Genomic DNA, 20,853 nt, shown 5'->3' with positions numbered 1-20,853 from the left:
CGAGATGCTGTTTGATGCCATTGAAAGTCGTCATAAGTGGGGCATCTAGTGGCCTGGGTAGCGCATTGGCACGGCACTATGCCGGTCTGGGGGCAACGCTGGGCCTGATCGCACGGCGCGCAGATTTACTGGAAACCCTTGCGGCAGAATTACCGGGTGCGTCGATCTATGTGGCCGATGTCCGCGATGCCGGCGCAATGCAGGCCGCAGCGCACGATTTCATGCGCCGCCATGGCTGCCCCGATATCGTCATCGCCAATGCGGGCATCAGCCGCGGCACGCTTACCGAATATGCCGAAGATCGTGAAGTTTTTGAGAGCATCCTCGCCACCAATGTCATTGGCATAGTGAACCTCTTCCAGCCGTTTATTTCCGTAATGAGGACAGCCGGACAAGGCAGCCTGGTCGGCATTGCCAGCGTTGCGGGCTATCGGGGCCTTCCAGGAAGCGGCGCTTACTCAGCCTCCAAGGCTGCTGCCATCAGCTATCTCGAAAGCCTGCGGGTCGAGATGCACGGCAATGGCGTATCGGTCATAACCATTTGTCCCGGCTACGTAGCGACACCGATGACGGCGAATAATCCCTTCCGCATGCCTTTCCTTCTTACAGCAGAAGAGGTTGCTGAAAAAATCGTGCGCATTATCGAGAACAAGATGCTGTTCGCCGTGATTCCCTGGCAAATGGCCATCGTCGCCCGGATTTTAAGATTCCTCCCAAATTTTCTTTATGACCGCCTATTCGCCAACGCGCCACGGAAGCCGAGGTAGCCATGTCGGACTTTTTGGTGATTTTTGCATGTTATCCATGATGGGCTCCAGAGTAGTCCGGCACTGGCATTAAATTTTACTCCATCGTGTTTGATGGCCTTGCAGCCAGCGTGGTATTCTGGATTTATGATTTGAGAACGAAAGCTATCCGCCGGTTACGATGGCGATCCGTTCGATATCAGCATGGGCATATAAATCGGTTACGTGGTTATGCGTGGTTACGTTGAGGAGGTGCCGGAATGACAACAGAAAAAGCAATTTTTGGAGCAGGTTGTTTCTGGGGCGTCGAATCTGTTTTTCGGGCAGTCAAGGGCGTGAATGAGGTGATAAGCGGGTACGCCGGCGGTCATATCAAGAATCCTGTCTATCGCGATGTATGCTCGGGTGAAACCGGGCATGCTGAGGTAGTGCAGGTGGAATATGATCCATCTCAGGTTGATTATGATGGGTTGCTCGATGTGTTCTGGAATTGCCACAATCCCACCACACGCAATCGGCAGGGGCCGGACGTAGGTACGCAGTACCGCTCGGCTATATTCTTCTATACGCCTGAGCAGGAGATTGCGGCGAAAGCGTCCAGGGAAAAATTACAGCAAAGCGGGCGCTGGCGCGACCCTATCGTCACGGAAATTTTGCCGGCCTCCGAGTTTTATCCCGCCGAGGAATACCATCAGCACTATTTCGAAAAGCGCGGCGTCCGGGGCCATTGCCGCAGTTGAAGGACCATGCCCTGCATTGCGAGAGATGGCGAGATTGCGTATCTCATTCCACAGATTTGCAGGATGGGTGGAGCGAAGCGCAACCCATCAAAACCGGGCAACATACACGTCGATTTGCGGCCGATACCGCCGCATCTTGTTAAGTGCGCCAAGCGATTCTCAAGGTAAAGAGTGAGATGTCAGCCCGAATGATGGGTTGCGTTTTGCTTCACCTATCTATCGCTACTCAGCAATTGTGGGATGGGTGAAGGCGTGAGCCGTAACCCATCCCACAATTGCCGATCAATAGCGCCATGCCCCATCCATCCCAAAAAAAGCGGTGTAGTGGTACTGGTTGATTTAATCAGGTCGCCGCAATTTATCTTTTACAGCGTCAGGCCAACCGGTTTCTGATTTCCGCGATCCGCATCTCGCTCACCCTGGTATTGATCGCGCCCGGCAGGCGAGTGGGGTCGGAAATGGTTTTGGTCAACTCAGCGGCAATTGCGCCTGCATCCACGTTCCTGGCCGCTTCGAACGCGTCATGTAACCGCTCGGCCTGGGGGTAAGGCTTTTCCGCATAGCCGGGCCGGCCGTGAAAATCGCAGGCGCATGCCTGCAAAAATTCTTCGAAGCGTTTCGGTTTGCGGTATGCATCCACGCCTTGCAACATATTGGCGATGGTGACAGGCCGCAGTTCTGCGGCGCGATGTACGTCGCCATGGTAGCGTGCGACCAGTAAAGCGAGGTCGCGCGCTTCGTTAGGTACTCTGATGCGCTCGCATAAGTCTTTCACCAGCTTGACGCTCCGTGCTTCGTGACCGATATGGCGCGGCCATTCCTCCGGTGGAGTCGTGCCTTTGCCAAGATCATGCGTCAGCGAGGCGAACCGTACCGGCAGGGAATAACTCCTGGAAGCTGCATGATCGATAACCATCATCACATGCACGCCGGTATCAATTTCAGGGTGGTGCTGCGCCGGTTGGGGTACCCCGAACAAGGCGTCCACTTCAGGCATGATGCGGGCGAGCGCGCTACACTCGCGAAGCGCATAGAACATGCGCGAAGGCCGTTGTTCCATCAAGCCGCGTGCAAATTCCTGCCAGACCCGTTCCGGTACCAGCGCATCCACTTCACCGTTGTGCACCATCTCGCTCATCAGTGCGAGGGTCTCGGATGCGATTCGAAAACCGAAGCGGGCGGCAAAACGGGCGGTTCGCAGTACGCGAACCGGATCTTCAGTGAATGCCGGGCTTATGTGACGCAGTAGCCCGGCTTCCAGGTCGGACAAGCCGCCAAACGGGTCGATGATATTGCCGTCCTGATCCTTGGCCAGAGAATTGATGGTGAGATCGCGCCGCGCCAGGTCCTCCTGCAAGGTAACTTCAGGCGAGGCATAAACTTCGAAGCCCTTGTACCCGCGTGACACCTTACGCTCGGTACGTGCCAGCGCATATTGCTCCTGGCTCCGGGGATGAAGGAAAACAGGAAAATCTTTTCCTACCGGACGGTAGCCGAGCCGGATCATCTCGTCCGGCGACGATCCTACAACTACATGGTCATGGTCGGTCACCGGCAGGCCCAGGATCTCATCGCGAACGGAACCACCGACCAGATAAGTCTTCATTAAGAACGACTCTCGAAGGGTGGACTATCGCCCCGCGCGAAAATCATCGTACCGTTCCCGCGGCACATCGCCCGCCAGATATATAGGCGCCACTTCTTCCAGGGGAGTGGGCCGAATGCCCCAGGTTTCCGTAAAGTTGCCAAGGTCGTCACAATTGCAGACGCTGTCCACTTTCATTGAATAATAGTTGTCGCGGGTCACGAGTTTTCCGGGTAGAAACTCCATTATCATCGCCTGCAGATAAGAAAGGCTATCGTTGAGGCCGATGATGGCCGGGTCATGCCCGGTAACGTGTGCGGCATATTCCACCAACTGCCGCAGGCTGTAACATTGTGGGCCGCACAGATCGTAGCGCTGACCAAAAGTGTGGGGCGCCGTCAAACTGGCGGCGAATGCATGCGCTACATCCTTGACAAATACCGGCTGAAATTTTGCATTGGGCGACCCCAGGGGCAACACCGGTAGCCGCGCCAGCCTGGCAAACAGGCTGAGCGATGAATCTCCGGGGCCGAAAATAACGGACGGCCTGAAGCTGGTCGTAACCAAGCCGGACGTCATCATGATTTTTTCGCCTTCGGCCTTGGAGCGCAAATACGCGCTGGGCTGGCTCGGGCCGGCATTCAGTGCACTCATGTGCAGTAAGCGCGTTATTCCGTTGCGCTCGCATGCGGCCGCGATTTTACGCGGGAGCTCCACGTGCACAGTGTTGAAGTCCCCATGCAGAATACCCACCAGGTTGATGACCGCATCCATGCCTGTCAGTAGCCGGTCAAGTTCCGCATCATCGTAAATATTCGCTTCTACCAGGCGTACGGTTGGCAAAACCAGCAGGCCCCTGGCGCGCTTGTAGCTGCGCGTAGGAATACGCATATAGATTTCTTGCGTGGTCAGGAGATTTGCGAGATGTCGGCCGACAAATCCGCTGCCGCCAAAAATGCAGACATTTTTAATGTTCATTGTTTACTTTTCGCTTCTGAAAATTGCTCGCTATCCTCTCGGGACATCACAACCCCAAGCCGATGCTTCAGCGCCGTCGTTGGATGCCCGAAGGTGTTGGCATAATACATTGCGTTGCTCATGACTTTTTTTACATAGTCGCGGGTTTCATTGAAAGGGATGGTTTCGGCGTAAATTGCGCCTTCCATCGGCTTGTCGCCGCGCCATTGCTGAGCCCGGCCGGGACCGGCGTTATAGGCGGCAGAAGCCAGCAGTGGCTGGTTATCGGAAAGTGTCAGGACATGCTTGAGATAATACGTACCCAGGGTCAGATTGGTGTCTATCTCGGACACGCGTGCGGGGGAAAATTTCCGGATGCCCATTTTTTTCGATACCCATTTCGCGGTAGCCGGCATCAATTGCATCAAGCCCGTCGCACCGGCACTGGATCTGGCATCACTGATGAATCGGCTTTCCTGGCGGATGAGGCCGTATACCCAAGCCTCATCGAGTTCCTGTTGCTTCACGAGGTTACGCAGCGCATCGCGGTGAGGAGCGAGAAAACGCAGGGTGAAATCATGCTGCCGTACCGTTTTATCCGCCGTATTGATGGCCCGGTCATAGATTCCATTACGCCGCGCAACTTCAGCGGTGGCAAGCAGGCGCCCGTCGTCGAAATCGCGTATTGCCCAGACCCATTCGCGTGTGGCCTCTGTCCGCAGATTAAGGCGATACAAGGCAAGCGCCCGTTTTATTCCAGGAAGCCGCTCAATGGCGGCAATCTCCTTTGACGTGGGTTTATAGGGCTCGGTCGCGACGCCGATCGCGACGCCCAGTTCCTCTTCCGCCAACTGACCATAAAAGTTGTGCTCGGTGCTCAAGGGAGCGAAAATAACATTCGCTTCCGTTATCTTGCCTCCGGCTTTCAGCGCCCGCGCTTTCCAGTAACGCCATACACCTGTCTCCTGTTCCGAAGCAGACATGGCTTCGATCGCATCCAGCACCAGACCCCAATCGCCGGCGCGCAGGGCGGCGCGTGTCTTCCACCCGAGTTGCGCATCCGATAACGCAACTGGCGTGTCAGTGCCGGCGGCTTCCGCAAACCAGTCAAGGGCGCGCGGATTCAGCTTTCGCGCCGCCTGATCCGCCAGTTGCACCATGAAATACGCATGATCCGCATTGCTGAATCGCGCGCGCATTCTCGGCCAATAGGCATAGGCCTGATCGGGGTTGTTACGGAGTAAACGCAGTATTGCAAAAAGAGCGATTTCACGCTCAGCGCGAGTGTTGATCTCATGCCGATGTTTTTCCAGAAAGCGCAACGGGCTCCCTGCGGCAGAGTCGAGCTGCCGCGTATTGAGTGCCTCATTCTCTGGTAGATATTCATTGATGCGTTTCGCTACCCCTACATTGCCTGCTTCGAGCGCGAGACGCAGGCGCGTCCATACATCTTCCACCGTCAATTTCCCGGCAACATCCAGCGCATCGAACAACGCCGTGCAGCTTTCCGGCATGTCCCGTGCGTTAAACCATAACGGGCGCGCCTCCGTGAATGCACTGGCATCGTTTGCGGCGATGCGGTGTTGAAGTGAATAGCAGGTAAGTTCAGTATCCTTGTTGATGAGATCCGGATATCCCTCCGCAAATAATTCCCATTGCTGTGCCTTGCCGAGGCTTTTTAGCCATTCACCCTGTAGCCTGTCGCTCAACGGGCTATCCTTGTAGCGATCGAGAAAACCTTGGACCGCCGGCATGCTCACGTCGATATTCCCAAGCTGCGGGTATAGCTGATAGTAGATTGCGTAGGGTTCCAGTACATGCCCTCTCAGGCGTTGCGCATAGGCCGCCACTCGGCTGGCGTCGCCATTTTGAAACGCTTGCCTCATGGTCATGAAATCGTCATCCTGGCTCGCGGCCACGGTTCCGGCAGACATAGCGAAAAATAACATTGCAAAAAAGATTTTCATAACCTGCTATAAAATAATTAATCAAGCTGAAAAACTGGATGAAATTACCGGCTTACGCAATACGCATTTGTCTCCCGTTCGGATAGGGTACTGCTCCGCTTGAAGAATAGCACATCATGCCATATATCAGCCTGAACCCCACCACCAATGAAACGCTAAAAACCTATACCAGTTGGGATAGCAATCACCTCGCGGCGGCTTTGGAAAAAACCTGGAATGCGCAGCGAACCTGGGCGCAAATGACGCTCCCCGATCGAGCCGAACGCATGCACAATGCTGTCAAGCTGCTGCACGAACGAATTGACGAATATGCCGCGCTAATGGCCGTTGAAATGGGAAAGCCGGTGCGCGAGGGTAATGCGGAGGTAAAAAAATGCGCGCTTGTCTGTGATTATTACGCAGTGCACGCCGAGCATTTCGTGCAGGCGGAAATGGTTCAGACCAATGCGAGCAAGAGTTATGTTTCCTACGAACCGGCAGGCGTCGTACTGGGTGTGATGCCATGGAATTTTCCATTTTTCCAGGTGATTCGTTTTGCCGCTCCCACGTTAATGGCCGGCAACGCCTGTATTCTGAAGCATGCTTCTAACGTCCCTCAATGCGCATTGGCGCTAGAGCAATTGTTCCGCGATGCAGGATTTCCCCCGCATCTATTTGCGACACTCATGATCGAGTCTGCCGACGTGGCCGGGGTTATTGCCAGCCATCACGTCCATGCGGTGACACTCACGGGTTCAGAGTCCGCTGGGCGTGAAGTAGCTTCCCATGCCGGCCGGCACTTGAAAAAATGCGTCCTGGAACTGGGCGGATCGGATGCATTCATCGTGCTGAAAGATGCTGATCTCGAACTTGCTGCCACCTTCGCGGTGAAATCGCGGTTTCAGAACTGTGGACAGTCATGCATAGCTGCAAAGCGCATCATTCCGGTAGCGGACGTTGCCGATGAGTTTGTATCTCTCTTTATAAAAAAAACAAAAGATTTGAAAATAGGTGATCCCATAAATGAAACAACCCAGATCGGTCCGATGGCACGGTTTGATCTGCGGAAAGATTTACATCGGCAGGTCGTTGATTCGATCGGACAAGGCGCAGAAGCGATTATCGGCTGTGAACCCATGCGAGGAGAGGGTGCGTTCTACCCGCCATCGATATTGGATCGGGTAACGGCAAAAACCCGGGCATATCATGAAGAGCTATTCGGTCCTGTGGCCGCCGTGATACGGGCAGCAAATGAAGAAGAGGCTATTCGCATTGCCAACGATACCCGCTTCGGCCTGGGTTCAAGCATCTGGAGCCGCGACACGGAAAAAGCCGAACGGCTTGTAAGGCAAATCCAGGCTGGCTGCAGTTTCATTAATGGCATGGTCAGATCCGACCCGCGCCTGCCTTTTGGGGGTACCAAGGCTTCCGGGTTTGGCAGGGAATTATCGTATCATGGCATCCGCGAATTCGTTAACATAAAGACTGTGTGGGTCAGATAAGCCAGATGAGGCGGAAGATGTTGACAGCAGGTGACATCACCGCAGTGATCAGATCACGCCCTGACCAATCATCGCATCCGCTACTTTTACGAAGCCCGCCACATTGGCGCCGTTGACATAACTGACGGTGCCGTCCTTGCGTTGACCGTATTGCAGACAGGATCGATGGATAGCCTGCATGATCTCGAGCAACCTGGCATCCACCTCTTCCCGGGGCCATGAGAGGCGCATGGCATTCTGGCTCATTTCAAGACCGGAGGTGGCCACGCCTCCCGCATTACTCGCCTTACCCGGTGCGAAAAGAACACCGCTGCGTTCGAAGCGCTTCACCGCCTCCGCCGTGGAAGGCATATTGGCGCCTTCAGCGACACATATTACGCCGTTGTTGATCAGGTTTGCCGCATCCTCATCACTTAGCTCGTTCTGGGTGGCGCACGGCAAGGCGACGTCGACCGGAATATGCCAGGGACGCATGCCGGGAATAAAATTGGCTTTCGTGCATTCCGCATAGCTGCTGATTCGAGCATAGCGCAAGTTTTTGCACTCCATCAACTCAGCCAGCTTTTCAGGAGTGAAGCCCTCTTCATCCACCACAGTCCCGCTGGAGTCGGACATGGTTATTACCTTGGCGCCGAGCGCCATCGCTTTTTCAACGGCATATTGCGCAACATTCCCCGAGCCCGAGACGGAAACTCGCATCCCTTCCAGCGCACGGCCGGATTGCTTGAGCATTTCCTCGGCGAAATACACCGTGCCGTAACCGGTGGCTTCCGGACGAATCAGTGATCCGCCAAAACTCAGCCCCTTGCCGGTAAAAACGCAGTCCGCACGGTTGGAGAGCTTTTTCATCATGCCCGCCATGAAGCCAACCTCTCGCCCGCCGACGCCGATATCGCCAGCCGGCACATCGATATCAGAACCGATATGGCGGAACAATTCGCTCATATAAGCCTGACAGAAACGCATTATCTCTCCCGGGCTCCGGCCCTTGGGATTGAAGTCCGCGCCCCCTTTGCCGCCACCCATGGGCAGCGTAGTGAGCGCATTTTTGAGAGTTTGCTCGAACGCGAGGAATTTAAGGATGGAAAGATTCACCGAGGGATGAAAACGAGTGCCGCCCTTGTAAGGCCCAATGGAGGAACTGTGCTGGATCCGGTAGCCACGATTGACATTCACCTCGCCTTTATCGTCTACCCAGGCTACCCGGAAAATAATTACCCGCTCCGCTTCTATCAGACGATCGAGAATACCGTGCTCGCCATAGCGAGGGTTTTCCGTGATAAAGGGCCAGAGACTCTCGATGACTTCTGCAACCGCTTGCAGATATTCGGGTTGGCCCGGGTTCCGCTCGGCTATGTAAGCGCAGAACTCCTGAAAACTTTGGTATCTCATTTTGCTCCCCAGCATAACAAAACCATACTCATAAGGTGAGTATTCTGCCAAATAACTGGCGGACCCGCATTATATTTATATTTAACCCAGATGTTTCATAAATTGACGCGCGCCCTTGCTGGTTTTTTGTTTCGTATGAAAATTTCGTTCAGTCGGGCGTATGAATAACTACGCCACTCTTCACGAAATCTCCCTACAAAACAAAATCCTGCGCAATCATCACGCGAATTTATGAAACATCCGGGTTAGGAATGATTGCGGAGACTGTTACGGAATTTTCTGATTTTCCGTCACCAATCTCTGCCGGATAGCGCGGATGCGCCTATCCAGGCAACCGCCTGTCACCGCTTGCAGCGTCTTATTCGTTTTTTCCGTCATTTTGGTCGTCCTCGTCATCTTTCTTGCGCGGCTTGGCTGTCCACCAGACGACAAGAATAAATAACGATAGAGCGACACCCGCTTCCAGCAGTAATATCCACATAGGATCAAGCATGATGTATATTTATCATACGCAACTCTAACCCATAATCTGATGAAAGACCAATCGGCCTTGCTTGCCGTTGCCGCGTTACTCTTGCTCAACGCATGTACCATCGTCTCCACGACGCCGACTCCACCGGTCGCTATCGAAACGCCGGCTGCGCCAACCTCGTTGGTACCCATGCTTAAGCCAACCGACTGGAACGCCCTGACGGGCTGGGCGGAGGACGATATTTTGCCCGCATGGGATGCCTTCCTCCGAAGCTGCGCTGTTCTGAAAAATCAGCCACTGTGGGGCGAAACCTGCATTCAGGCTGCCGCCATGCGTGGACAGAATAGCGCAATACTGCGAAAGTTCTTCGAAAGCCGTTTTGTGCCACATCAGGTGCTGAATTCCGACGGTAGCGACAATGGCCTCATCACTGGTTACTATGAACCGCTGTTAAAAGGTAGCCGCAAGCAATCGAAGCGTTACCGCTATCCGCTATACAGCACGCCGGATGAGCTTCTGGTGGTCGACTTGAGTGAAGTCTATCCGGAACTCAAAAATATGCGGCTGAGAGGGCGGCTGCAAGGCCGCAAAATCATACCGTATTATAGCCGGTCTGACATTGCGAGTAATCCTGCGCCGCTACAGGGAAGGGAACTGCTGTGGGTGGATGATGAGATCGACCTGTTTTTCCTGCAGATACAGGGTTCGGGCCGGGTGCAACTCGAGAATGGTGAAGTCGTGCGCGTAGGCTATTCCGAACAAAACGGGCATCCCTATAAATCCATCGGGAAATTGCTGGTGGAGCGCGGCGAATTGCCCTTAGAAAAAGCTTCGATGCAAGGAATCAGGGCTTGGGGCCAGAGAAATCCCCATAAGCTGGGCGAATTGTTACGGCAGAACTCGAGCTTTGTTTTCTTCCGCGAGGTGCCAACCGCCGTGCCGGGACCGCTAGGCTCGCTCGGTGTACCGCTGACGGCGGGCAGAAGCCTTGCTGTCGACCCTCGCGCCGTGCCTCAGGGTGCACCGGTTTTTCTCGCCACGACCTGGCCTAATACGGATAAGCAGCTTTATCGGCTCATGGTGGCGCAGGACACAGGCGGGGCCATCAAGGGCAATGTCCGCGCCGATTTCTTCTGGGGTTTTGGAATCGAGGCAGCGGAACAGGCTGGCAAGATGAAACAGGCAGGCAAGATGTGGGTTTTAATGCCCACCGGCTATGTGCCGGAAGCTCAGATCAGAAGGAATTGAGCTTGTTCGGGCCAGCGCTACAATCTCATGCCTGTCATTTTGCGGATGATGCACCCAGTTTCTTTTCTATGGCTTCAGCAGCCATCAAACCTGGCGCGATCGAGCCATCCGCAAAAATCAGCGTCGGGGTACCGCTTATGCCGTTTTTCTGGCCTGCCTGAAGAAGCTTGTCAATCGGCGTCTCGCAGTCTTTTCCGGTTGGCGCAATGCCTTTAAGCATGAAATCTTCCCAAGCCTTGAGCCGGTCGGGTGAACACCATATTGAAGTAGCGGTAGGGGCCGAGCCGTTAAGCACCGGGTAAAGCAACGTATAGACAGTCACATCGTTAACGTTGGCCAGTTCTTTTTCCAGACGCTTGCAGTAGGGGCAATTCGGGTCGGAAAAAACCACGAGCTTGCGCTTTCCATTCCCCTTGACTGCTTTAATTGCATACTCCAATGGGAGAGAGTCAACACTTATTCGCCGTGCATCCTTGATCTGCTGCAAGCGATCGCTGGTCAAGCTCTGCTTCGTTTGCGGATCAACGACATGGCCGAAAAAAAGATAGGACGCTTTTTCATCGGTATAAAACAATTCTCCCCCCACCACGACTTCGTATAGCCCGAGGTAGGGAGTTTTCTTCAGGCTTTCGATTTTCTCCCCCGGGAAATTTGCCTGGATCGCTTTTTTCAAAGACGCCTCATCAGCAAAGGCCGTACCGAAAAGGAAGCACAACAGCAGCGAAGAGAAAACAAGATTTATGCGCATGACCCGATTGCTCCATTTATGTGGTTTTTAGTGCCTGGTTGTTAGCTTAACGGTATATGAGCCGATCAATCCATGGCTCGGCGTCAGCTCAATGCATGCTGCATCAGCCGGTCTTTTATGAGCGGTAGGCGGTTGGTGATTCCCAGCCCTAAATTACGCAAGCGAACCAGTGTCGGGTTAGGATTGCTGAATAACTTCTGCAGCCCATCGGTAACCAGTTCCATGGCCAGAATATCTTCCTTGCGTGCCCGCTCATAACGGCGCAGCAAACGGTAATCCCCGCAATCCGGTTGCAAGCCTCGCGACATGAGGGTAGAGGCCAGCTCATGCGCATCGCGCAAGCCAAGATTGACACCTTGCCCGGCAAGTGGGTGAATACCGTGCGCGGCATCACCAATAAGCGCAAGACGCGGCTGCACCAGTTTGTTCACGTGTACGAAATTCAGCGGAAAAGCAGCAGGCCGTGTGACGAGTTGCAGCTCGCCCAGGGTGTGGCACGAAGCCTCAGCGACGTGTTGGCACAGTTTCGCCTCAGGTAGACCCAGTAACTTGTGCGCCAGCTCTTCCTTGGCCGACCACACCATGGATACCAGGTTGTCGGGCAATGGCAGCAGTGCCAATACCCCGTCTCGCCGGAACCACTGGTGAGCGACATTATTGTGATGCCGCTCGGCGCTGAAATTGGCCACTACGCCTGTCTGCTGGTAGGAATGCCGCGCCACCGTGATTTCCGCCTGCTCGCGCACCCAGGAATTCAGGCCATCCGCGCCGACGATCAGCGACCCTTGCAACACATTGCCATCGGCGAGGTGCAGATCGGCATGGGAGTCCGCCCATGTTATCGAGGTACACTGCGCGGGGCAGAAAATCTTGAGATGTTTTTTTCGGCGCTTGAGCGCCTCCCATACCGCAGCCTGAAGCTGCCGGTTCTCCAGGATGAAAGCGAGCTCCGGGAATCCGATATCATAGGCGCTGAAATCGATACGTGCGGCGCTATCATCGCCAAACACGGCCATGTTGTATACCGGGCTCATCCTGGATTTGTCGAGTGTTTGCCAGATCTCCAGGTTCTGCAGGAAGGCAGTGCTGCCCGGGCTGATGGCATAGATCCTGCTGTCCCAACTGTCATCGACGGGTAGTGGAAGGGGTGGGCGCGACTCCACCAATGCTATTTTAAGACCGCTGTCTTTGAGAGCAAGCGCCAGGCTTGCTCCAACCAGGCCGCCGCCGACAATAATGACGTCGAATTTCATGAAGGCATTATACAGGCGCTTTGGCTGGGGCGGGATGAGGTTGGGATATCACCGGACGCTGAATGTCATGCCGGAGTGTATTATGAAGTTCAGCTAAAGCCATCTTTTTTCTTCCTGCAAGATCATGTAGATAGCAACGGGAAATTCTTGTTAATCTTGACAGAGTCCCCTGCTGAAGGCAAAATTCGACCTCTTCGGCTTATACGTGGCGAATTAGCTCAGTGGTTAGAGCAGCGGAATCATAATCCGTTGGTCCCCAGTTCGAATCTGGGATTCGCTACCAAAAAAACATTCTTCATAAATAACATCCATGCGATGTGGACTATTCAAGGTAATCTTAGCATAGAATCCGATTCGCCCAGTGCTATGCCCAAACGAAGACTGTGCAGCAAGCCTCTCTGAAATAAAGGCATTGCGTGCTGTTCTGTATACCGCATATTGCTGCATGCCGTTTCAGGAACCGGAACAACGCCTGCTACTTGACCAGTTGCGTCTCAAACTGCCGGCGCAACCACCACCGAGAATTACGGCTCCCTGCCTATCCTGCCTTCCCCCCGAGTTGCGGAATCCAATGCAACATGAAGGGATGAACGATATCCCAGACCAGCATGCCGATAATCCCCGCGACAGCCACACATACCATTGCGGAGGCCAGCCGACCAATTAAAGCGCGGTTGTGTTTGCGTAGGACGAACGATAGACTGAACGCGATGCTCGTGAAGGATGCAAGAACGGCGCCGGTGCCCGCAACGGTCGGCGATATGCTGCCTTGCGAGGCCAGCGTAGCCGCAGCGGCTACCGCGCTCGCGCTGGACATCAGGCCGCCGATGATGCTGACGAAGTAGAACCCCATGTCGCCGAATTGGCGCTGGGTCACTGCCCCGACGATATGAAGCAGCAGAAATACGGCACCGTATTTCAGCGCCAGCGGCAGCGAGAATGGCAGCTCAAGTTTCATTTGCGGCACCTCCTCCCCCGATGGTCGATCACGTCTGCGATAGCTCCATAACACCAGAGCCGTGCTTGTGAGTAGCATCAGCACGAATGCAGCGAGTGAACCCACAAGGGCCAGTGGCGCAAGGATTAGCAGCAAGCACGCGTTGCGCATGACCATCGCGGTGGTGGCAAGCAAAATGCCCCTGTACGCCGACTCGACGAACGCACTCGACGACGGCTGCACGCGCGAAGATAACTCGATCACTGTGAAATTGCTGTTAACCAGACCGCCCAAAAAGCCCAAAAACACCACGCCACGGGCACCATAGAGCTTCCACAGAATGTAATTCACGAAGCCAATGCCAGCGATCAGGATCACTGTCACCCAGGCCGCTCGAGGTTCAATCAGATTCCATGGGCCGACGGTACCCACTGGCAACGCCGGGTAGATTACGATCGCCAGAATAGCCAGCAGAAGCGCCGAGCGCAACTCGCTTTCCGTCAACCCCATGGAAAAGCCCGCAAGCCCTTCTTTCCAGGCGAGTAACGCAGTTGCGATCACCATCACTGCCGCCGGCAAAATTGTATGCCCCTGCCCGCACAGAATGCCTGCCATGCAGGTTACCAGCATCGCCGCCGACGTCGTCAGCTCTGTTCCCTGAGCAACCCGTAATGCCTGCACATTCAGCAACACCGTCAGCATGCCGACAAGTGCGAGGATGAGCAGCGAAAACGCAGTACCGAGCGCACCGCCGAGCGCACCGAGAAGACAGATGAAACCGAACGTGCGTAATCCCGCTTCCTTGCCGCGTCGTTCGCGTTCCAGCCCAATCAGCAACCCCAGAGACAGGCTCAGCGCTAGACGAACCAGGATCTGCAGATATGGCCAATCTGCGGTCGGCAAAGCAGGAAAGGACTCAGCCATCAATTCTTTATCTCAGGATGCCATTGTCTGGAGATTTGAGTTTAGATGCATAGTAACTCATTGGGTATATTAAACATATTTCTCTGTAATCAATTTCAACTTGTGCCAAATTTCTGACTTTTGTCAGAAGTCCGCATATGCATGCAGGGAAGCTGGTGTTTGCTCCATTAATGGGGGCGCCTGCCATTACGCACGTTACGCCAGTGCGTAACCAAATATTCAAGTCGCTATCCAAGTTTCATATCTCGATCAGTTTCTCTGCTTGGCCTTCGGCAATGATGCCTCATCTTCTTTCGCTGTATGAAGAGCTTTTTATCCTGATTCGTTAATTTATTTCACGGCATATACTTGTTTCGTATCCAATTGAAGTTGAATAGCGCCAGATAGAGCGCTACCGCGGATGACCAGTGTACGGCACCGTACAGACCGAGCGCGAGGGAAATGACATTCTGTATTCCTATTTAATTTCGAAGGATAACACGATGAAAACAATTAAACTTTTGATGGGTATGTTTATGATCGGCGCGTTGCTGGCGCCTGTTGCGAGCTTTTCCGCAAGTCACGACTCGGATTCAAGTGTGGGCGAATTTGTCAAGGATTCGGTAATCACCAGCAAGATCAAGGCCAGGTTGGCTGCCGAAAAGGGTGTCAGCGCGATGCATATCATGATAGATACAGATAAGAATGGCGTAGTGGTGATGAGCGGCACAGCCAGAAGTCAAGCTGAAATCGATAAAGCGCATTCGATCGCGCATTCTGTCGATGGTGTTACGAAGGTCATAAATCACATAAAGATCAAGAAAGAGCATTAGGCCAGGTCTGCTCGCGCCCTAACGCCACCAGGAATACAACGGCCGGGTAACCCCCGGCCAATTTTTTTTGTCAGGAGTTGAGGGAGAACGGCCTAGCCCACCTGCTTGACCGCTCGTACTTAACCAACTACCAACAATTCCAAGTCTGCACTATTCTCCCCCAGAGATTTAAAGGTTTAAATGGCAGTGGTTATTGGCAATCTGCCACCTCATCTTTTTCGTCTTATTATAGGCTGGCCTCACGCTTGAGCAATTCATCGATCTTGAGCCCCACTTCCGATTGGCCGTTAAATACCGTGCCAAGCTTCTTCTTGTTCAGGTGCTCCAGATTAGTGGTGTAAGCTTGAGCTGGCAGCGGAAAATATTTAACTTCGCTTACCAGAGTCGATCCTTTTTTCATATAGAACTCAACAAATTCCTTCACTCCGGGTTTTTCTGCCGCCTTGATATTCACGTAAATAAAAATCGGGCGTGATAATGGCTGGTAGCTTCCATCCTCCACCGTTTTAATGGATGGGATAATGCCGCCTTTGCCTCCATCAACAGCGAGCGCTTTAACCTTTTTCTGATTTTCGAAGTAGTAAGCGAAGCCAAAAAATCCCAGCCCGTTTTTATTGCTCGCCACTCCCTGCACCAGTACGTTGTCGTCTTCGGAAGCAGTGAAATCACCCCGGCTCGATTTGGCTTTTCCGACGATTGCTTCCGTAAAGTAGTCAAAAGTGCCAGAGTCCGCTCCTGGACCGTAAAGGTTCATCGGATCATCAGGCCATGCCGGGTTTACTTGATTCCACCTGGTTATTTTCCCCTGGGCGCCGGGCTCCCAGATCTTTTTTAATTCTGCAACGGTAATATCCTTAACCCAATCATTTCTTGGATTCACCACAACCGTCAATGCATCATACGCCACTGGCATTTCAACGTATTGCACCCCGGCAGCTTTACAATTGTCCATTTCTTTTTTAGAGATGGGGCGCGAAGCGTTGGCGATATCTATTTCACCACGGCAAAATTTCTTGAAGCCGCCGCCAGTGCCTGAAATACCAACTGTGACTTTAACGGCACCGTTCTTGGCTATTTGAAAATCTTCCGCCACTGCTTCGGTAATGGGATAAACAGTGCTCGAACCATCGATTTTTACAATTGGCTCAGCATTCACAACGCTGACACCTCCAAGCAGCGCACCCAATACCACTACTACTATCTCAATACCCAGGAATTTCAGCATTTCGTTCTCCGCAAGATGGATCAGGAGCCGCTTTCCAGTGACATCCCTGCTCTGGCTATTAACTCAAGCCTCGTCAGTAACTAGGTCAGCGCCCTGCATTAATTTATTGGTATCAGTATTTTTGCCTTGGTGCTTTTGGACAATTACGAAAATAGAGGGCATTAAACCCAGATAATTCATTAGGCGGCTCCGCGAGCCTACGCGAGTGCTGACGGTTAGTTTGCGGCCATTTTTGCCGCTTGCTCGTCGTCCATAGACCAGGCTATGGACTTCTCTCAACCGGCAAAACTGTCTCGCAACCTGCCTCGCCATCATCTCGCGTCCTGATGGATTATCCGGGTTTAACGCAAACCTGATATTTTCATCTGATTATTCTTGTCTTCTTTAAGGAAGACGATTGGGAGAATACTGCCCAGTCATGTCGATATCATTTCGGCTTTGTGTCTGTTTTATGACGCTGCGGATTGGCTATAAACGAGAGGGGGAGTGATGGAGGCAATCACAGGAGAGTTCAAGCCGGCACGACCGGAAGATGTATGGGCAATGAAACGTGATGATGGGTTTTGGTAACTTGATGGTTTTGTTTCTATCCCTGAATTGCAGGACAGACTTGCCCTTACGCGATCCAAGACCAATTTTTCTATTCTCAATCCAGCGGAACATCCAGGCGCCTAAAGGATATCAGCAAGGCCAGATCATAGGCGATCTTCAAAGCTCCACAAGCAATCAAAGGTGCACTCAGCAGCCCGCTGGCCAGCAAAGCGCCGGTCAAGGTTGGGCTCGCGATCGAAGCAAGGCTGCGGGATACCGCGGTGAAGCTTGCAGCGGCAGTGCGCTCTGCCGGGGTGACAACAGCCATTACATAGGCAGTACGTGTCGGTACATCCATCTGCGATAATGCACTCCGTACGAGCAGCAGAACGAGTGCGACCTCGAGATTTGGGGCAATTGCAGCAAAAATGAGGCACACGTTAGCAGGGATGTGAGTAAAGACCATCGTGTTGAGCAGCCCGATCCTGCGCGCGACGAACGGTGCAGCAAGCTGGGACCCGGCCGACAACAGCCCTGCACAGAAGAAGAATGTTCCAGCCTGTCCGAGCGACAGTCCAAACCGCGCAAAGAGCCAAAGCGTCAGCAGGGAGTTTCCCAACAATCCCCCAGCAAACGCATCAATGCTGAATAACATGGCAAGCTTGAACACAATGCTGCGTGATGGCCCCAGCGGCTGTTGTAGCGGGGCAGTCTGGATCTCGATCGCCGGCAGAGTTCGATAGAGCAGCCAGACTGATCCGCCGAGTAGACCGTACAGCACGAACATTGCGCGCAGGCCATCAATTAAGGAAAGACCCGACCATGGCACGAGCCAGGATGGGATGCCGGCGGCTAAGGCGCCAACAGCGGCGCTCAGTGAGCCAATTAGCGAATAACGAGCGAACAGCGTGGTTCTTGCGTTTCCGTTAGCTGCCTGCGCCAAACGGGCATGCTCCAGCGGCAAAAATACGCTTACATCGGCCGAACCCGGATTAAGGGTTCCAATGAATGCGACAACAAATAGTGGCCAAAACGATGAAACGCTCGCGAAGCTAAAGCCGGTAATTGCCATTAACAAGGCAGCGAACAGCAGCAGCCTACGAGTTGTCCATCTGTAGCCAATCGCACCGAGCCCCAGCATCGCCAAAGCTGATCCGGCTAACGTTGCTGTATTTAAAAAGCCTACGTCCAGTTGATCAAATCCCAATGCCAGCAGATAAGCGGGCAAAAGCACGGCAACATAGCCATCGCCAAAGGCTCGCAACGCGCGGGCTGCCAGTAATGGGAAAGCAGTTTCAGCTACCCCCGCAGGCATGAGCAAACGGGTAAATGTCCTGCGCCCTACGCCCGCTTTCACTGATTTGATCCTCCATCTGCAATCTATCTATAACTTAATGCCGATTTTGTCACTCGAGATTATTCGGTGCTACCTTTGTGCATCAAACGCCTTTTCCTTTTTTAACGGTTCTTTCCAGCTGATGCTGATACTCAGCAGCTATGCGTGCAAAACCCCTTTAGTGCATGCGATAACATGATCTCTGAATAGATGTATTCGGCTGGAGGTACACCGAAGCCTGACCTGATGTGGACCGCTCCTTACAATGAGGTGGCACCTTCGCTATCCGCTGGCGCTCGACCTGATGCTTATGTGGTTGAGGATCGCCGAATTCCCGCTGATTAAGTCCTCAATTAGCGTGGACAGGTCTGTTGATAACTACCAAAGCTTTGTCGCGGCTTGGGTTTCCTGCGCTGATCAGTATTGCGGCAGACGTTTCGCATATGGGAAATTACTGGTTTCGGTTCCTCTTTGTCTAAGTCAGGAGGGATCTGCGCCCGTAACTGCGCTTGGGTCGCTTGAAACCTTTAATTTTGGAGGGCGAGTAAATTATCCATCGTGCTTATCCGTAAAGCGGTATCGATAGCGTCCTTCACGGCGACAGAATCCGAAACATCACCGGTGATCTGGTCAAAAACACCGCCCCTGGCAAAATGTATTTTCTGGGCTTTCTGCCAACCGCCGGACACCTCGTCAACGGTAAACAGCTCAAGGCGGGGAAACCGGTCCTCGTACCTGGCGGCCACGGACGGATCGCGGGGACGGTAATAGTGCTTGGCGGCGATATGCTGTGCCTGAGGTGTATATAGATATTCGATGTATGAAGCCAAACCGTGTGCGCCTTTCCCGTTCCCAACCGCGTCCACTACGCTGATAACGGGTTCAGCCACTATTGATATAGACGGGGTAACGATTTCAAACTTATCGTTTCCGTTATTCTGAACGATCCGGTGCGCTTCATTTTCCCAGGTGAGGAGTACATCGCCTATGTTGAGCAGGACAAAGGCAGTAGTTGAGCTTTCCGGCTTTTCATCCTTGTAATCCACCGCCTTGGCGTTGGCAAGCAATTGGCTGACAAACTCACGGGCGGTTTGTTCACTGCCGCCTGATTGCCTCATTGCATATCCCCAGGCCGCCAGATAATTCCATCGGCCGCTTTCAGAGCGCTTTGGGTTCGGGTTAACCACTTTTATATCAGGGCGCACCAGATCGCTCCAGTCCTGCAGTTTCTTTGGGTTGCCTTTCCGTACGAGAAACACGATGGTTGAAGTATAGGCTGAAGGATAAGAGCCGGTTCGAAAATCCTGCGCTAAAAGCTTGCGGGGGCCGGGTGCAACAAGTCGTTCCTTATCATCCAGCTTGTCTACATCGTAGGACAGCGCAAGGGCCGGAACCTCAAGTCCATCGACCGTAATATGCACCGGCTTCCCCGACTTGCTCCGCGCCTGCTCGACCTCGATATCCAGACCCGTCCGGGTTTTCCAGTGAGAGGCAAATGCAACATTCAAATCTTCATGTAACCGCCCCACGGCGCCGGATGCAGGACGACCGGGAAAATTATTCAGGGTGGCGTAGGCAGCGCCCAGGCTCACCAGCGCTATAAATGTACCAACGGCAAAATGCGAAGTATTGAGAGTCATTTTTCATTTTCTCCAGTTGCTCAGCAGCTTTGCTCTAAGCAACCAATAAGGTGGGGGAGTTGCCATCAGTGTTAGTGGGGGCTATTCCGACGCTGGGCCCTGTACTATTTTTCCAGAGCACTACTGATTCAGGAAAGCCGACAAGCTCTTCTTCGTGCACATAGGGGGATAAAGAACCATAGGGTCCTTGCGGATCGTAAGGCAGATGGGAAATAACATTATCCATCCGCTTGATATAACCCTCTTCAGTCCGTACATATACTGCGTATTCAAACATGGTTCACTCTTGTAATAAGATTCGGTTTGCGCATCTTATCGTGGGTTTGTTACAGCATCTTTAAGGGACTATCCACGGCTTGGGGGGACTACTCACAAGAGGGGAGATATGCAAGAGGACAACAAGAAGCAGAGAACAAAGGTCAAGTAATATATGACCGTTGTACAGACGTACTTGCTGTCTTTTCCCCTTGTTGCATATCTTCATAAAGTGACCGTTTTCGGAGAGCGTGAAAAATGGATCGGCTAGATCCATTTCTGGCTGAAAACATCTCCTGAAACTATCGCTTGAAATTAACTCTTCGAAAAGCTGAAGCCAATTTGAGTTTTGGAAAGAAGTTGAAAATAAAAATTGGATAGGCCCAGGTGAGCACCCGGGATCAGGATCTGGCTTTGCAGAGCAGAGTTCGTCGACTGTTGTTTCGTTCTGGATTATGTAATGCTTTTGCTCTGAGGAACGACTATTAACAGCTTCGCCCGTTTCGGGCCACGCTGTTAATTTAGCCCAATTAGCGGCCTCGTCAATTCGGACCGGAGGATCGCAAAGGGGCAGGTCAAGCGATGCCGCCTTGACCTGCCCCTT

General features: G+C 53.2%; 17 protein-coding genes and 1 tRNA gene. 6 read left to right on the top strand and 12 right to left on the bottom strand.

The window, feature by feature from the left end:
- Window positions 1-14: 14 nt before the first annotated feature.
- The gene (locus tag KJS40_RS12560; protein WP_213538233.1) at window positions 15-767 is read left to right on the top strand and encodes an SDR family oxidoreductase; all 753 of its coding nucleotides are present in this window, start codon (window positions 15-17) and stop codon (window positions 765-767) included.
- A 239-nt stretch (window positions 768-1,006) separates the two neighbouring features.
- Window positions 1,007-1,486: a peptide-methionine (S)-S-oxide reductase MsrA gene (msrA, locus tag KJS40_RS12555; RefSeq protein WP_213538231.1), complete on the top strand. Its 480-nt coding sequence runs from the start codon at window positions 1,007-1,009 to the stop codon at window positions 1,484-1,486.
- A 373-nt stretch (window positions 1,487-1,859) separates the two neighbouring features.
- Here the strand turns inward: msrA and KJS40_RS12550 are convergent, their stop codons facing one another.
- From KJS40_RS12550 to KJS40_RS12540, 3 genes are read right to left on the bottom strand one after another with little or no spacing between them, the layout of a single operon-like run.
- Complete coding sequence (locus tag KJS40_RS12550) at window positions 1,860-3,092, bottom strand: multifunctional CCA addition/repair protein (protein WP_213538229.1); 1,233 nt, start codon at window positions 3,090-3,092, stop codon at window positions 1,860-1,862.
- 24 nt (window positions 3,093-3,116) lie between these two features.
- Window positions 3,117-4,049: a complex I NDUFA9 subunit family protein gene (locus KJS40_RS12545; RefSeq protein ID WP_213538227.1), complete on the bottom strand. Its 933-nt coding sequence runs from the start codon at window positions 4,047-4,049 to the stop codon at window positions 3,117-3,119.
- Window positions 4,046-5,995: a lytic transglycosylase domain-containing protein gene (locus KJS40_RS12540; RefSeq protein ID WP_213538224.1), complete on the bottom strand. Its 1,950-nt coding sequence runs from the start codon at window positions 5,993-5,995 to the stop codon at window positions 4,046-4,048. Before KJS40_RS12540 ends, KJS40_RS12545 begins: the two co-directional genes overlap by 4 nt.
- Before the next feature lie 116 nt (window positions 5,996-6,111).
- Between KJS40_RS12540 and KJS40_RS12535 the strand changes: the two genes are divergently transcribed.
- A complete protein-coding gene (locus KJS40_RS12535; protein ID WP_213538223.1) occupies window positions 6,112-7,476 on the top strand; it encodes an NAD-dependent succinate-semialdehyde dehydrogenase in 1,365 nt (454 codons plus the stop codon).
- Between the two features lie 48 nt (window positions 7,477-7,524).
- Here KJS40_RS12535 and gdhA read toward each other — a convergent pair whose 3' ends face one another.
- Both gdhA and KJS40_RS15505 read right to left on the bottom strand, forming a co-directional pair.
- On the bottom strand, window positions 7,525-8,868 hold the full coding sequence (gdhA, locus tag KJS40_RS12530) for an NADP-specific glutamate dehydrogenase (protein ID WP_025040778.1): 1,344 nt from the start codon (window positions 8,866-8,868) through the stop codon (window positions 7,525-7,527).
- Between the two features lie 358 nt (window positions 8,869-9,226).
- Window positions 9,227-9,361: a hypothetical protein gene (locus tag KJS40_RS15505; protein WP_256330133.1), complete on the bottom strand. Its 135-nt coding sequence runs from the start codon at window positions 9,359-9,361 to the stop codon at window positions 9,227-9,229.
- 39 nt (window positions 9,362-9,400) lie between these two features.
- Between KJS40_RS15505 and KJS40_RS12525 the strand changes: the two genes are divergently transcribed.
- Window positions 9,401-10,588 carry an MltA domain-containing protein gene (locus tag KJS40_RS12525; protein WP_213538221.1) on the top strand — a complete coding sequence of 396 codons (1,188 nt, stop codon included), beginning with the start codon at window positions 9,401-9,403 and terminating at the stop codon, window positions 10,586-10,588.
- A gap of 34 nt (window positions 10,589-10,622) precedes the next feature.
- Here KJS40_RS12525 and KJS40_RS12520 read toward each other — a convergent pair whose 3' ends face one another.
- Window positions 10,623-11,336, bottom strand: coding sequence for a DsbC family protein (locus KJS40_RS12520; protein ID WP_213538219.1), 714 nt, complete (start codon window positions 11,334-11,336; stop codon window positions 10,623-10,625).
- 83 nt (window positions 11,337-11,419) lie between these two features.
- Window positions 11,420-12,589, bottom strand: a complete 1,170-nt coding sequence (locus tag KJS40_RS12515; RefSeq protein ID WP_213538217.1) for a UbiH/UbiF family hydroxylase — start codon at window positions 12,587-12,589, stop codon at window positions 11,420-11,422.
- Between the two features lie 207 nt (window positions 12,590-12,796).
- Between KJS40_RS12515 and KJS40_RS12510 the strand changes: the two genes are divergently transcribed.
- A tRNA-Met gene (locus KJS40_RS12510) sits at window positions 12,797-12,872 on the top strand.
- A 255-nt stretch (window positions 12,873-13,127) separates the two neighbouring features.
- Here KJS40_RS12510 and KJS40_RS12505 read toward each other — a convergent pair.
- On the bottom strand, window positions 13,128-14,450 hold the full coding sequence (locus tag KJS40_RS12505; protein WP_213538215.1) for a DUF4010 domain-containing protein: 1,323 nt from the start codon (window positions 14,448-14,450) through the stop codon (window positions 13,128-13,130).
- 482 nt (window positions 14,451-14,932) lie between these two features.
- Here KJS40_RS12505 and KJS40_RS12500 point away from each other — a divergent pair, with 482 nt between their 5' ends.
- The gene (locus KJS40_RS12500) at window positions 14,933-15,262 is read left to right on the top strand and encodes a BON domain-containing protein (RefSeq protein WP_213538213.1); all 330 of its coding nucleotides are present in this window, start codon (window positions 14,933-14,935) and stop codon (window positions 15,260-15,262) included.
- Window positions 15,263-15,488: 226 nt separating this feature from the next.
- On the opposite strand, the gene KJS40_RS12495 is transcribed toward KJS40_RS12500, so the two are convergent.
- From KJS40_RS12495 to KJS40_RS12480, 4 genes are all read right to left on the bottom strand, one after another.
- Window positions 15,489-16,487: a PstS family phosphate ABC transporter substrate-binding protein gene (locus KJS40_RS12495; RefSeq protein WP_213538211.1), complete on the bottom strand. Its 999-nt coding sequence runs from the start codon at window positions 16,485-16,487 to the stop codon at window positions 15,489-15,491.
- Between the two features lie 646 nt (window positions 16,488-17,133).
- A complete protein-coding gene (locus tag KJS40_RS12490) occupies window positions 17,134-18,375 on the bottom strand; it encodes an MFS transporter (RefSeq protein ID WP_213538209.1) in 1,242 nt (413 codons plus the stop codon).
- A gap of 506 nt (window positions 18,376-18,881) precedes the next feature.
- Window positions 18,882-19,994, bottom strand: coding sequence for a sulfate ABC transporter substrate-binding protein (locus KJS40_RS12485; RefSeq protein ID WP_213538207.1), 1,113 nt, complete (start codon window positions 19,992-19,994; stop codon window positions 18,882-18,884).
- 34 nt (window positions 19,995-20,028) lie between these two features.
- Entirely contained in the window at window positions 20,029-20,271 is a 243-nt protein-coding gene (locus KJS40_RS12480) for a hypothetical protein (protein ID WP_213538204.1), read from the bottom strand.
- Window positions 20,272-20,853 lie beyond the last annotated feature (582 nt).

Source organism: Nitrosospira sp. NRS527, assembly GCF_018406445.1.
GTDB classification, from domain to species: domain Bacteria; phylum Pseudomonadota; class Gammaproteobacteria; order Burkholderiales; family Nitrosomonadaceae; genus Nitrosospira; species Nitrosospira briensis.
This window is presented reverse-complemented; position numbering and strand designations above follow the sequence as displayed.

Bases quoted from the DNA above. Each gene is read 5' to 3' on its own strand.
- KJS40_RS12550 (WP_213538229.1), bottom strand. From the start codon at position 3,092: ATGAAGACTTATCTGGTCGGTGGTTCCGTTCGCGATGAGATCCTGGGC.
- KJS40_RS12525 (WP_213538221.1), top strand. From the start codon at position 9,401: ATGAAAGACCAATCGGCCTTGCTTGCCGTTGCCGCGTTACTCTTGCTC.
- gdhA (WP_025040778.1), bottom strand. From the start codon at position 8,868: ATGAGATACCAAAGTTTTCAGGAGTTCTGCGCTTACATAGCCGAGCGG.
- KJS40_RS12560 (WP_213538233.1), top strand. From the start codon at position 15: ATGCCATTGAAAGTCGTCATAAGTGGGGCATCTAGTGGCCTGGGTAGC.
- KJS40_RS12500 (WP_213538213.1), top strand. From the start codon at position 14,933: ATGAAAACAATTAAACTTTTGATGGGTATGTTTATGATCGGCGCGTTG.
- KJS40_RS12540 (WP_213538224.1), bottom strand. From the start codon at position 5,995: ATGAAAATCTTTTTTGCAATGTTATTTTTCGCTATGTCTGCCGGAACC.
- KJS40_RS12495 (WP_213538211.1), bottom strand. From the start codon at position 16,487: ATGCTGAAATTCCTGGGTATTGAGATAGTAGTAGTGGTATTGGGTGCG.
- KJS40_RS12535 (WP_213538223.1), top strand. From the start codon at position 6,112: ATGCCATATATCAGCCTGAACCCCACCACCAATGAAACGCTAAAAACC.
- KJS40_RS12505 (WP_213538215.1), bottom strand. From the start codon at position 14,450: ATGGCTGAGTCCTTTCCTGCTTTGCCGACCGCAGATTGGCCATATCTG.
- KJS40_RS12480 (WP_213538204.1), bottom strand. From the start codon at position 20,271: ATGTTTGAATACGCAGTATATGTACGGACTGAAGAGGGTTATATCAAG.
- KJS40_RS15505 (WP_256330133.1), bottom strand. From the start codon at position 9,361: ATGCTTGATCCTATGTGGATATTACTGCTGGAAGCGGGTGTCGCTCTA.
- KJS40_RS12520 (WP_213538219.1), bottom strand. From the start codon at position 11,336: ATGCGCATAAATCTTGTTTTCTCTTCGCTGCTGTTGTGCTTCCTTTTC.
- KJS40_RS12485 (WP_213538207.1), bottom strand. From the start codon at position 19,994: ATGACTCTCAATACTTCGCATTTTGCCGTTGGTACATTTATAGCGCTG.
- KJS40_RS12515 (WP_213538217.1), bottom strand. From the start codon at position 12,589: ATGAAATTCGACGTCATTATTGTCGGCGGCGGCCTGGTTGGAGCAAGC.
- KJS40_RS12545 (WP_213538227.1), bottom strand. From the start codon at position 4,049: ATGAACATTAAAAATGTCTGCATTTTTGGCGGCAGCGGATTTGTCGGC.
- msrA (WP_213538231.1), top strand. From the start codon at position 1,007: ATGACAACAGAAAAAGCAATTTTTGGAGCAGGTTGTTTCTGGGGCGTC.